General features: G+C 31.0%; 14 protein-coding genes and 1 rRNA gene. 11 read left to right on the top strand and 4 right to left on the bottom strand.

The genetic code is table 11. The annotated features are described in order from the left end of the window. The first annotated feature begins 28 nt into the window (after window positions 1–28). Window positions 29–145 (top strand): 5S ribosomal RNA (gene rrf, locus N4A40_15940). A 100-nt stretch (window positions 146–245) separates the two neighbouring features. Here rrf and N4A40_15935 read toward each other — a convergent pair. Continuing rightward, window positions 246–1,211, bottom strand: a complete 966-nt coding sequence (locus N4A40_15935; GenBank protein MCT4663344.1) for a helix-turn-helix domain-containing protein — start codon at window positions 1,209–1,211, stop codon at window positions 246–248. A 190-nt stretch (window positions 1,212–1,401) separates the two neighbouring features. On the opposite strand from N4A40_15935, the gene N4A40_15930 reads away from it, so the two are divergent. The 4 genes from N4A40_15930 to N4A40_15915 are packed head-to-tail and all read left to right on the top strand — an operon-like array spanning window position 1,402 to window position 3,844. Continuing rightward, the gene (locus N4A40_15930) at window positions 1,402–1,779 is read left to right on the top strand and encodes a GntR family transcriptional regulator (GenBank protein ID MCT4663343.1); all 378 of its coding nucleotides are present in this window, start codon (window positions 1,402–1,404) and stop codon (window positions 1,777–1,779) included. After that, window positions 1,780–2,640 carry an ABC transporter ATP-binding protein gene (locus tag N4A40_15925; protein MCT4663342.1) on the top strand — a complete coding sequence of 287 codons (861 nt, stop codon included), beginning with the start codon at window positions 1,780–1,782 and terminating at the stop codon, window positions 2,638–2,640. After that, window positions 2,640–3,242, top strand: coding sequence for an ABC-2 transporter permease (locus N4A40_15920; protein ID MCT4663341.1), 603 nt, complete (start codon window positions 2,640–2,642; stop codon window positions 3,240–3,242). The genes N4A40_15925 and N4A40_15920 overlap by 1 nt, the downstream gene beginning before the upstream one ends. Next, window positions 3,239–3,844 (top strand): ABC-2 transporter permease, encoded by a 606-nt coding sequence (locus tag N4A40_15915; protein ID MCT4663340.1) that lies wholly within the window; start codon window positions 3,239–3,241, stop codon window positions 3,842–3,844. Before N4A40_15920 ends, N4A40_15915 begins: the two co-directional genes overlap by 4 nt. 72 nt (window positions 3,845–3,916) lie before the next feature. Here N4A40_15915 and N4A40_15910 read toward each other — a convergent pair whose 3' ends face one another. Both N4A40_15910 and N4A40_15905 read right to left on the bottom strand, forming a co-directional pair. Then, complete coding sequence (locus N4A40_15910; GenBank protein ID MCT4663339.1) at window positions 3,917–5,698, bottom strand: methyl-accepting chemotaxis protein; 1,782 nt, start codon at window positions 5,696–5,698, stop codon at window positions 3,917–3,919. A gap of 94 nt (window positions 5,699–5,792) precedes the next feature. Next, window positions 5,793–6,623, bottom strand: coding sequence for a YitT family protein (locus tag N4A40_15905; GenBank protein MCT4663338.1), 831 nt, complete (start codon window positions 6,621–6,623; stop codon window positions 5,793–5,795). Between the two features lie 402 nt (window positions 6,624–7,025). Here N4A40_15905 and N4A40_15900 point away from each other — a divergent pair, with 402 nt between their 5' ends. Continuing rightward, window positions 7,026–8,132, top strand: a complete 1,107-nt coding sequence (locus N4A40_15900; protein ID MCT4663337.1) for a TlpA family protein disulfide reductase — start codon at window positions 7,026–7,028, stop codon at window positions 8,130–8,132. 106 nt (window positions 8,133–8,238) lie between these two features. Here N4A40_15900 and N4A40_15895 read toward each other — a convergent pair whose 3' ends face one another. Next, complete coding sequence (locus N4A40_15895) at window positions 8,239–8,886, bottom strand: hypothetical protein (protein ID MCT4663336.1); 648 nt, start codon at window positions 8,884–8,886, stop codon at window positions 8,239–8,241. 333 nt (window positions 8,887–9,219) lie between these two features. Here N4A40_15895 and N4A40_15890 point away from each other — a divergent pair, with 333 nt between their 5' ends. From N4A40_15890 to N4A40_15870, 5 genes are all read left to right on the top strand, one after another. Then, window positions 9,220–11,127 carry an ABC-F family ATP-binding cassette domain-containing protein gene (locus N4A40_15890; protein MCT4663335.1) on the top strand — a complete coding sequence of 636 codons (1,908 nt, stop codon included), beginning with the start codon at window positions 9,220–9,222 and terminating at the stop codon, window positions 11,125–11,127. 164 nt (window positions 11,128–11,291) lie between these two features. Continuing rightward, on the top strand, window positions 11,292–11,471 hold the full coding sequence (locus tag N4A40_15885) for a winged helix-turn-helix transcriptional regulator (protein MCT4663334.1): 180 nt from the start codon (window positions 11,292–11,294) through the stop codon (window positions 11,469–11,471). A 78-nt stretch (window positions 11,472–11,549) separates the two neighbouring features. Beyond that, window positions 11,550–11,711, top strand: coding sequence for a rubredoxin (locus N4A40_15880; GenBank protein ID MCT4663333.1), 162 nt, complete (start codon window positions 11,550–11,552; stop codon window positions 11,709–11,711). A gap of 17 nt (window positions 11,712–11,728) precedes the next feature. After that, the gene (locus N4A40_15875) at window positions 11,729–12,154 is read left to right on the top strand and encodes a transcriptional repressor (protein ID MCT4663332.1); all 426 of its coding nucleotides are present in this window, start codon (window positions 11,729–11,731) and stop codon (window positions 12,152–12,154) included. Between the two features lie 48 nt (window positions 12,155–12,202). Then, complete coding sequence (locus N4A40_15870) at window positions 12,203–12,586, top strand: desulfoferrodoxin (protein MCT4663331.1); 384 nt, start codon at window positions 12,203–12,205, stop codon at window positions 12,584–12,586. The last annotated feature ends 50 nt before the right edge of the window (window positions 12,587–12,636 follow it).

The raw sequence follows: 12,636 nt of genomic DNA, 5'->3' as shown, positions 1-12,636 counted from the left end.
TGAAAGTTCAAGACTTTCAAAAAGAGAATCTAGTGACAATGGCGGAGGGGCAACACCTGTATCCATACCGAACACAGAAGTTAAGCCCTCTAGCGCTGATGGTACTTGGCTGGAGACGGCCTGGGAGAGTAGGACGTCGCTAGATTTCAAGATTAAAACTTGCAAATTATTTTGCAAGTTTTTTTGTGCGTGAAAATTTATAGTAAAATATTTTTAAAACAAAAAAATCGCCTTCGGGCGATTTTCTATTTAACTTCAGCATAAGTTATGCAAAAACCCTCTAATTTACCGTCTATTAGAATGGGATAACCTGTTACAGCTGCTTTTTTTTCTTTTGAACTAATTTGTTTTGATAGGACAGCGCTGAAGCATTGTCCTTTTTTTAATTGATGAAAATTGTCTATGTAGGATTTGTTTAAATTAGTTTTTTTACAAAAATTTCGAAAGTCTAGTCCTATTAAATCTACTCTAAGCATTTCAAAAAAATTTGTAGCATTCATATTAACTTCTATTACATTAAATTTTAAATCAAGTATTACTACTGCGTTTGGAGAATGCTCTAAAAGATGACTATACCAACTTGGAGGACGTGCATTTAGTAAAGGAAGTATTTCTTTAGCAGCATCATAAGGATCAAGAACTGCTATAAAAATCAAATTCTTATCATATAGTTGTTTTTGTATATTAACGATATATTTTTCAACTTGTTTGGTAATTGGATTTACCAATTCTTCTAAAATATAAATTTCGCTATGCTTGCTTGATTTTATTAAATCTCTTATTTTCCAAATACTATTCGGTCTAATAAAAGAGGTGGCTTTTTTTGACGTCAAATCTTCTAAACCTATACCAACGAATTCTGAGAAACGATTATTAGCATCCAATATACTACCTGAAGAATCTGTTATTAAAATTCCTTGCTTCATTTTATTAAAAACCGAGGTCAAAAGATTTAAACGCTTTCTATTTTTATTTTGATTTTCAGATAATTCTTTTTTCTTGGCTAGTGTTTCAGATGAGATAATTAGGGTTTCAAAATCAATGTCAAGAGATTCTGTAAGAGATTGTAAGGTTTTTAAAGATGGTTTAGTTCTTCCTGATTCTATGTCAGAGAGATAAGAGTTTGATATACCAGCTTGTAAAGCCAATGTTTTTTGAGTTAACTTTTTACTCAACCTTATTTCTTTTAATTTAGCACCTATATTTTCCATACAATACCCCCTATTGCATAAGTATATACCATAAATAAATTCTTTAATATTATCGACAAAAAAGCATATAATAGTAAATGTTATTTGATATGAATAGAGTTAATAAATGATTTTGAAATTTTAGTTGACAAAAAAAGAGCAACTGTATATACTGTGTATATAACACATATACAGTTGGAGAGGAGTTAATATGAAAATTTTGTTGAGTCAACAGTCTGATAAATCGATTTATGAGCAGATTGCCGAACAAATTAAAAATGATATATTGAAAGGAAATAGTCCACCGAATGAAGCATTGCCATCCATTAGAAAGTTAGCAAAAGAATTGCAAGTCAGTGTTATTACTACTAAAAAAGCATATGAGAAACTTGAAAGAGAAGGGCTTATATACACTAGAGCAGGTAAAGGATGTTTTGTAGCAGAATATGACAATGAAAAAATAAAGAGTGATCTAAAGTTTGAAATTCAAAGAGAACTTAAGCTACTTAGAAAAAAAGCTTCGGAATCGGGTATTTCTAAGAGCGAATGGATAGACATAATTCGTAAGATTAGTGAGGAGGAATTTTAAGTGAAAAATGCGATAGAAGTAAAAAATATAGTAAAAAAGTATAAAAATTTTACACTAGATAATGTGAGTTTTGATGTGCCTAAAGGTTATATAATGGGATTTATAGGTGAAAATGGTGCAGGGAAAACTACTACAATAAAAGCTATAATGAATGCTCTTACGCCAAATTCAGGCGAAATAAAGGTCTTTGGATTGGATAATAAGAAACATGAAGTAGAAATAAAAGAGAAAATAGGGTTTGTTTATGCTGAATTCGATTTTTTTATAAACTTCAAATTGAAAGATATAAAAAAATATATAGCACCTTTTTATAAAAATTGGGATGAAGAACTTTATCAGAAATATATGAAAAAATTTGAACTAAATCCCAAGTCAAAAATAAATAAAATATCTACTGGTATGAAAACAAAATTTGCATTGGCATTGGCACTTTCACATCATGCAGAATTACTTATATTAGATGAACCTACTAGCGGGCTAGATCCCGTATTTAGAGATGAATTTTTAGATATGCTACTTGATATAGTTCAAGATGAACAAAAAACAATATTGTTTTCTACTCATATTACTTCTGATTTGGATAAAATAGCAGATTATATAACTTATATTCATAAAGGTAAAATCGTTTTTTCTAAAGAAAGAGATCAAATATATGAAAATTACTATGTTGTGAAAGGTGATTTGCAAGATCTTTTGGGAAAAGAAAAGGTATTTATTGGAATAAAAAAGAATAAATATGGATTTGAAGCACTTACTAACAATGTAAGTGAAGTGAAAAAAGATTTTGGTGAAAATATTAATTTAGAGAGAGCGACGTTAGAGGAGATAATGGTTTTTTATAATAGAAAGGGGAACAAATAATGTTGACAGTTATAAAATCGCAATTTAGATTGCTATATAAATATTATTTGATATTAATTCCACTAATGATTTATTTTGCTATTAGAGGAGTTTATGAGTCTGGAAAAGTGATGACTATGCTTGCATTTTATATTGGATTTATGTCCGGAAATGGTCAATCGGGTTATTCTGATGCGTTTGTACTTACTAATTTACCGGTTAGTAGAAAAAATATATTAGTTGGAAAGTATTTATTTTCTACGATAGCTTCGATAATTGTATTTGGATTGTCTTTTATAGGTATTGATTATTTTACTGGTGCAGATTTACTTAGCAAAATAACTTTTTCGGAAATGATATACTATTTGCTGATACTTAGCTTTATGAGTAGTTTTCCAATACCATTTGCTATGAGGTTTTCACAAAGAAAAGCTATGCTGTTGTCTATGCTGATATCAATTGGCATTATGATTAGTGTGATGATATTGATTCCAGAAAGGGAAATTTGGGATCAGAATTATGCATTATGGAATAAATTTCTTTCTATAGCATTATTTATATCAATAGTAATTGGTGGATTGTGGGCAAGAAATAGTTTAAGAAATGGTGTGGTGGTTAGATGATAAGACTTATATGGCGAGAGCTTATGAAACATTTATTATTTAAAATATTTTTGTTGGTACTTATAGTCGCAATGAGTTTGGTTGCAACAGCTGAAGCGAATTTATTCGACGACTTGATGATTCTATTTGTACCATTTATGCTAATATTTAATTTTTATATAACAATGCTTTATCGAATTGCCAGAAAAGAAGATTTTATTCTTAGAAATTTACCGATAAAAGTAAATGACATAATCAAATCACTTTATTTAGGCCAACTGGTAATAATATTTGTAAAGGTATTCATATTTTTATCAATACCTGCAATCATCCAATACTTTGGAGAATACTACTGGAATATTAATTTAGATTCAATAGCAGCAGGAATTGGCATTGTATTTATAGTAATTGGCGTATTTGCTCCGATTATGTATTTACTTAAGGAGAAAGCTCAAATGATATATTGGGTAGTATTTATTTTCACAATGACAATTATGCCTAAAGGAAGATTTTTAGTTGATTTTTTAAAAAATGCTTCGACTGTAATATTTATTTTGGGAATAATTATATTTGGAAGTTCGTATATTGTCTCGCAAAGTTATTTTAAAAAATATGAGCAATAAAAAAGAGTCATTTGGAAATGACTCTTAGGCTGTAGATAACTACAGCCTTTTTGTTTAAATTAAAACTAATAGCTAAATTTTAAACTTAGAAATTGAATCCAATAATTTTTTGAGACCATCGTTTATTTCTTCTGATTGTTTCAACAAATCATTAGCCTGAACATTGATAGTATTTGTACTAGATACAATAGTTTGAGTTCCCTTAGCACTTTCTTCTGAAGCATCAGAAACTTCAGCTAAAGAGTGAACAACATTTTGTATAGAAGCAGTTAATTCTTCAGAAGTGGCACTGTAATCAGATACCATTTCATTGACCATTTCGGCATCAGCACTGTAAAATTCACCAGTTTCAACCATCTTTTCATAGTCGGATATAACTTGAGAATTTAGGAAATCTAGTAGTTCTTGACTTCGTTTATTTAAATCATTTACTGAATCTAATACAATATTTGTGATACTTTGAATTTCAGAAACGGCTTTTCCAGAATTATCAGCAAGAGTGCTTATTTCATTTGCAACAACTGCAAACCCTTTTCCAGCTTCACCAGCTCTAGCAGCTTCTATAGATGCATTTAGAGCTAACAAATTCGTTTGTTCGGTGATTTCCATTATAGTAGTTGCAAGTCTATTAATTTCATCAACACTCTTTGTTTTTTCCATTGCTTCTATAAGATGCAATCTAGATTCTTCGTAAATACTCTCTGCATTTGTTTTAGATTCTATTGCACTTTGTTTAAGTTCAGAAGCTCTAATACTTATTTTACCAGCATTTTTAGCACCTTCTTGTGCATTTATGGCTATACTCTCAGAAGCATCATCTATTTCGTTTGCAGTCTGAGTCATAGATTGTGCGGATGCAGTAGTTTCCTCCATACCAGCAGCAATAGTTTCTGTAGTAGCTGATACATTTTCTATTTCTTGTGATACAGAGGCCAATTGATCATGCATTATTTCTATTGCATTTGCAAAAGATTCACTGACATCATGTATGATTTTAAAACTAGAAACAATAGAAGTTCTCATATGATCTAAAGATCTCACTAAATCTCCAGTTTCATCTTTGGATTTTAAGAGTTTATTTTTGCCAATTATATCTTTTGAAAAATCCCCATCGGATAAGTTGTGCAAATATTCTGCTGTTGTACTTATAGGTTTTGCTATGGAATGTCCCAAAAAATAAGAGAGCATAGCTGAAATTAGTATGGCAATGAGACCGAAAATAGTAAGTGAAAGTAATTTTGAACTTATAGTTGAATTTAAAAGAGCACTTTTTTCAGCAACTAATACGTCTATATCATCGGTATAATTTCCAGTTCCAATTACCCATTCAAATGGCGAAAATGCAAGAGAATAACTCCTCTTTGGTAGTGGAGTATCGTTTCCTGGTTTAGGGAAATAATAATCAGTATAACCTCCACCAGATTCCCTACCTACAGATATTATAGCTCGGATTAGTTCGAATCCATTTGCATCTTTCATAGAAATCCTATTTGATCCTTCAGAATCTCTGCCTAAAAAAACGATGTTCGTTCCATCATATGAATCAATCCAAAAATAACCATCTGCACCATATGAAAGTTCACGAACTGCATTTGCTGATTGCATCTTAGCTTCATCTAGAGTTATTAAGCCGTCTTGATATTGTGAGTAGAATGAATTTATAAGACTTACTGCATTTTCAACTTGTTCTTTTACATTTCTATCAAAGTTTTCACGCATTATGTCTTCTGTTTCTTGCAGAGAGGTATTTCCGACTTGTGATATAGATATGTAAGATGCAGAAAAGACTATGACAAAAAGCAACAATGAACTTATGAGTGAATAAATTAAAATTTTGTGCTTCAATTTTTTCATGATACACCTCCTATATTATTTGCCTACTTTACTAATATTTATACCCTGAATAGTTAAAAAAATTGCAAAAAAAAGAGATGATGTTCATCTCTTTTTAAAATGCATGTCGTTTAAAACCACCGCCGCGTACTTCGCTCAAATCATTTATAGCTATAAATGCGCTTGGATCAATATTTTCAACAATTTCCTTAAGTTTTCCTATTTCTATAGTAGGAAGTGTACAATATATTATTTGTTTAGAATTTTTACTATAAGCACCTTGACCTTCTACGAGTGTAGCACTTCTATTTAAACAATCGGTTATCTCTCTTGTAATTGTATCGGATTCAGAAGATATTATCATGGCATTTTGCTCTGGGTTGATTCCACGTTTAACCTTATCCATTACTTGATAACTTACAAATAAAGCTATAATAGTGTACATAGCCAGTCTAAATCCGAAAAGGACTGATGATATGCTCAATATGATAGCGTTTATGGACATTAAAATGGTTCCTAAGGGTATATTAAATTTTCTCTTTATAACAGCTGCTATAATATCCGTTCCGCCTTGAGAAGATTTGTTAGAAAATAATATTCCCATTCCAACTCCGTTTAGTACGCCACCAATTATTGTTTCTATGAGTAAGTCGTTTATTTGGATATATGATGATATATTTCCTGTAATGCTAAGTAAAAATGAAAAACACAACATGGATACTATACTGTTGAATGCAAATTCTTTATCTACGAATTTTTGACCTAGGGCAAATAGTGGTATATTTATTCCTATAACAAATATAGCAGTAGAAATTCCAGTTAAGTAGAAAAACATTACTGCAAGGCCTCCGATGCCTCCACTAAGTAAGTTATTTGGTATCAAGAATCCATTGAATGCAATTGCAGAAAATACATTTGCAACAAAAATCATAATAAATTTTTTCATTTTTTGGTTATTACTCATAAAATCAGACCTTTTCTTTGGTATTTAGATTGTAAAACATCTATTGTTATTGAGGGGATCAATAACTATTACGAGTATAGAATAACACAAAAAAATAAAAATGCAAGAGAAATTGCAAAAAAACTTTAAAAGAATTTAAACTTGCAAAAAAGCAGTTCGGATTTTTGATTAATGAAATGGTTTTCCAGAGGTAATTCACTATAATAGAAGTGAAATCAGAACTTTTACAAAAATGAAGGAATACTTGAATCTTATTCATGAATCATTAGTGCTTACGAAAATGTAAGATATATTAGTTAATTTGTTATAATAATATATGGCAAATGATCTTGTAAATGTTGTAGTATATTATGTATATGATAGATGATTTTTAGGAGGATTAATATGTTGAAGAAAAGAATAATGGTTGGAATATTGGCAATAACTATGATAGCTGGTTTTACTGGTTGTGGAGCAAAAAAATCTGAAGATACAAAAAATGAAGTTGGAAGTGTTGAAACTAGTATGTCAGAATCGAATGACGATACAAAAGACATTGAGCAAATTTCAAAAGAGCTCAAATTTAGAGAACAAGGTATGAGCTACATTGAGCCGAGCGTATTTAAGGAACATCCATTTGCATTTGACAAATTGGGATTTGGTCCTAATGAAAATGGTCTTGGAGGCATGAATTATAGCTATGTTCCTGCTGAAATGGTAGAGAAAATGCAGGATATAATAAAGAAAGCGGAAGCCGGAGAAAAGTTAAATGAAGAAGAGGGAAAATCATTTTTTGAAGAGTTTTTAAAATCTATGAAGCCGTTTGCTACAGTACAATCTTATAAGAAGGAACTTGTGGAGAAGAATGGGATTAAGGAACTTACTAAATTTGAAAAAAATGAAATACTAGGAGAGCAAGATGGATATATATATTATTTAGGATACAACGAACCAAATAGCATAGACGATTTAACTGAAAAGGATAAAGAGATATATCAAAGCGGTTATGATCAATTAGATGAGATTAGAGATTCATTTAAGCTTATGGAGATATATGACGAAAACAAAGCACTCAAGTCAATTGGAACTATTTCTAGTTTTAAGACAAAGGATTTGGCAGGAGAGGATGTTGATGAGTCTATATTCAAGGACAATAAGATTACTATGATAAATATATGGGCGACAACATGCGGTCCATGTGTTTCAGAGATGGAGGATCTTGAGAAAATTTACAATGAAAATAAAGATAAGGGTTTTAACTTAATAGGAATAGTAACTGATGGTGATGTAGCACTTGAGGACGCGAAGTTTATTGCAGAGAAGAAAGGTCTCACATTCAAAAATATAATAGCTGAAGATGCTTTAAAAAGAGATGTTCTAAGTAAAATTTCTGGTACACCGACAACGCTTTTTGTGGATAGTGAAGGAAATATAGTAGGAGAACCTATAATAGGCTCAGCAGGAAAAGAGGTGTATGGTAAAGCTATAGAAAGTTATTTAGATGAAGAGTAAAAAATAGTTTAGCCTATTGTTGCTAAATGAAAATTGATTATGCGCAAATTTAAAAACCACCTTGCAATAAAATTATGCATGGTGGTTTTTTGTAAGATTTTATAAATTAAGCTTTTTTTCTCTTTGCAAAGGCCAGTATAGCACCTAGCGCTATAGATAGCATTGCGGCCATCATTACTCTGTATTCTGCTGGAAGTAAAAATGTGATTGTATGAGCTGGTATCCAAAAAATAGGGATTGTTTTCAAATATACAAAATTTATAAGTCCTTTGAAATCTATTGCATCTACAATATCATTTAATCCTACATTATATCGACCCTCACCAATTTTCAAATCAATCCAAGTATCTGTAATTCTGTGAAAAAGCATCATAGTAGGAGCAAAAGATATGTTCATTATAGCACTTGTAAAGAATGCAAATGCTAAATTAGAACCATTGCCAGGAAGAATCCCAGATTTCATAGCTGCTTGAATACCTGTAGCATATATTGGAAAAATTACAACAAATACCATACCTAAAAGTCCCCAAATAATACCTCTAAGAATTAAACCAGATGGTTTTATCCATTTTCCAGCCCCCAATCTACGAGCTAATAATTCGCCCATACTAGCTAATATAAAGAACTTTATGAAGCCAACTAGAAATGGATGACCCTTTGTTGAAGAAATAAAAATCTCGTGTGTTGGTGGAAAAATCAAAAACGCAATGAAAAAAACTAGAATACCACCCCAAATTAAATCTCCTTTTTTCATAAAAAACCTCCTCTTATGGTTTGGTAGTTGGAAAAATTAAACTACCGTGATATTTATTACCATTAATTAAAAATGTATGAATTACTATATAAGTATATCATGAATTTCCACTTTTTTTGAAGTATTCAAAAAAATTTTAAACTATAGTGAAGCAAATATTTGAAATTTGTTCAAAATAGATTGCTTTCTATTAGATATGGTTAAAAATAGAAATTAAAGTTATATTATGGTATTCATGGTAAGCTATAATGAGTAAAATAAAAATTTCCATATGGATTTGCCTAAATAATTGATACAATTAAAGGTAGAGAATAGAGAAATGGAGTGAAAGCGATGATTGAATTGGCAGTTAAGGGATTAGAAAAGTCGTTTGGAGCAACTAAAATTTTTGAAAATATAAGCTTTGATATAAAAACAAAAGAAAGAGTAGCCTTAATCGGCAGAAATGGTACCGGAAAAACTACTTTAATGAAAATACTAATGGGCAAGCTTTCATATGATTCGGGGCAAATATCAATAAAAAAAGGTGCTAGTTTAGGGTATTTGGATCAAATTCCGGAATATCCGAAAGCTACTATTGCTATAGATGTTATGAGAGAAGCTTTTAAAAATTTAGATGAGTTGGAACGCAAGTTAAAAGAATTAGAAGTTGAAATGTCAACTGGAAACGTTGACGAAAAAATACTTAAGAGATATGGAGATTTGCAGAATCAATTTGAAAATGTAGGTGGATATAATATAAAAGAAAAAGTTGGAAAAATATCAGAGGGACTTAAAATTTCAGAAGAAATGAGGGCAAAAGAGTTCGAGGTATTGAGTGGCGGAGAAAAATCAAGAATAATACTTGGGAAAATACTTCTAGAAAATCCAGATATATTGCTTTTAGATGAACCATCAAACCATTTGGATTTAGCATCTATTGAGTGGCTAGAAAACTTTTTGTCTGACTATGATGGAACTGTTCTTATGATTTCACATGATAGATATTTTTTGGAAAGATTTGCAACAAAAATTATAGAGTTGAAATTTGATTGTGCGAGTGAGTATAAGGGAAATTATCAGTATTATTTAGAAGAGCGTGATAGACGATTTGAAGAGGCTATGAAATTTTACAATGCTCAGCAAAGAAAGATAAAGAGCATGGAAGAACAAATAAAGAGATATAGAATCTGGGGAGAAATGAGAGATTCTAATAAGATGTATAGAAAAGCAAAAGAATTAGAGAAGCGGTTAGACAAGATAGAGAGAGTTGACAAGCCGAGAAATGAAGAGGCAAAGATCAAAATAAAGTTTGGTGGATTTAGGTCAGGACAAGAAGTTTTAAACATAAAGAATTTGAAAAAAAGTTTTGAAGGACAATTGTTATTTGACGATTTGAATTTGAATGTATTCTATAAAGATCAGGTAGGAATAATGGGTGACAATGGAACTGGAAAGTCGACACTTCTTAAAATTATAATGGGAGAAATGGAGAGTGACCGCGGAGAGATAAAATTGGGTTCACGTGTGAAAATAGGATATTTGCCACAAGAGGTTTCATTTGAAAATGAAGAACAAACGCTAGTTGAATGTTTCAACAGTTCATTTGGGATATCTATAAGTGAAGCTCGAAGAGTTCTATCAAGGGCATTGTTTACAGAGGATGATGTTTTTAAGTCTATAAAATATTTGTCTGGAGGAGAAAAGAGTAGACTAAAATTAGCTATGTTGATGGAAGATCAGGTAAATGTGCTTATATTAGATGAACCTACGAATCACTTGGATTTGGATTCGCGCGAAATGCTTGAAGATAGTTTGATGAAGTTTGATGGAAGTTTGATATTCGTTTCACACGATAGATATTTTTTAAATAAAATGGCGACAAAACTTGGTGAACTTGAAAATAAAAAATTGAAGTATTATATAGGTGATTACGAGTATTATAAGAGTGAAAAGTTAAAAGTTAATGAAGTAGATGTTGTGGGAAAGTCTAATAGAGAATTCTTGTCTAATAATAAAGATAAGAAAATGGATTATGAAGAACAAAAGAATTATGAGAGAGAGTTGAGAAGAAAAAATAGAAAGATAAAAAACATAGAGGATGAAATAGACATAAGAGAAGAGCAAAAAAAACAACTTGAGAAAGAAATGATATCACATAGCACAGATGCATCTAAATTACACGAACTACAAATAGAGATAGATAAATGTGATGAAGAAATATTAAAATACATGGATGAATGGGAAATTCTACAAAAATAATAAAAATCTAGTTTAGCAGATTCAAAATAGGGAATAATAGGGATTGTAGAGATGATGAAAAACAATTCTAGTTCAAATTTTTTAAAAAAGCTTGACAAAAACTGCATAATGATGCTAATATAAATTTGTAACAATTACAAATTTAAAAAATGGAGCTGAAGTCAATGGAAACGAAAGAGAAAATACTAGAGATATTTGAAAAATCAAACAATCCACTTAAAACGGGAGAAGTAGTTGAAATCTCTGGTTTAGAAAAATCAGAAGTTTCAAAAGCTATAAAATCCTTAAAAAATGACGGAAAAATTTACTCACCAAAAAGATGCTATTATTCAATTGTGGAATAATAACAAAAAAGATAGTATAATAAAAGAACAGTAATTTATAGGCATATGCCTGAATAGAATCTTGAGGAGGAATTTAATATGGAAAAATGGGTTTGTGTACCATGCGGCTATGAATATGATCCAGAAGTAGGAGATCCAGATGGAGGAATTGAACCAGGAACTGCATTTGCAGATATTCCAGAGGATTGGGTTTGTCCAATTTGCGGAGTAGGTAAAGACGATTTTGAAAAAGTAGATTAGTTATTTTTAGTAGTGAGGTGAGTACTATCGTTAAAATAGGGAATGTAGGTGAATATTTGAGAGATAATGGCATAAAGCCATCATTTCAGAGAATGAAAATTTTTGAATACTTAATAAATACTAAGGAGCATCCTACAGTTGATACAATTTACAAGGCTTTGGTATCTGAAATTCCAACGCTTTCAAAGACGACAGTGTATAATACATTAAATTTATTTGTTGAGAATGAAATAGCAGTAGTTGTGACTATTGAAGAAAATGAAACCCGCTATGATGCAGATACATCGATACATGGACATTTTAAGTGTGAGAATTGTGGGAAAGTATATGATTTTCCTCTTGATATATCTAGGCTTACAGCGGAAGAACTAGATGGTTTTGAGATACATCATCAACATGTTTACTATCGTGGCTTTTGCCAAAAATGTTCTAGAAAACACTAGGACATTCGGGCATGGCCCGGTACATAATTTAGCGAGGGGGATTTTGATATGGCAAAGAGAATGGAAGTTTACAAATGTAATAGATGTGGGAATATTGTTGAAGTTTACCATGGAGCTGGCGGAACACTAAGTTGCTGTGGTGAGCCTATGGAACTTTTGACTGAAAAAACAGCTGATATGGCTACAGAAAAACACGTGCCAGTTATAGAAAAAACTGATGATGGATATAGAGTATATGTAGGATCAACTCTTCATCCAATGACTGACGAACACTATATAGAATGGATTGAATTGGTACTTGAAAATGGTCAAATATTGACAGCATATTTAGAGCCGGGTCAATCTCCAGAAGCTCTATTTAAAACAGATCAAAAAGCTGTTATGGCTAGAGAATATTGTAATCTTCACGGACACTGGAAATCAGAAGCATAAATTTAAAACGGCGATCTTTGAGATTGCCGTTTTTTGTTAGTTAGCTTTTT

Source organism: Tissierellales bacterium (genome assembly GCA_025210965.1).
Lineage (GTDB): Bacteria > Bacillota > Clostridia > Tissierellales > JAOAQY01 > JAOAQY01.
This window is presented reverse-complemented; position numbering and strand designations above follow the sequence as displayed.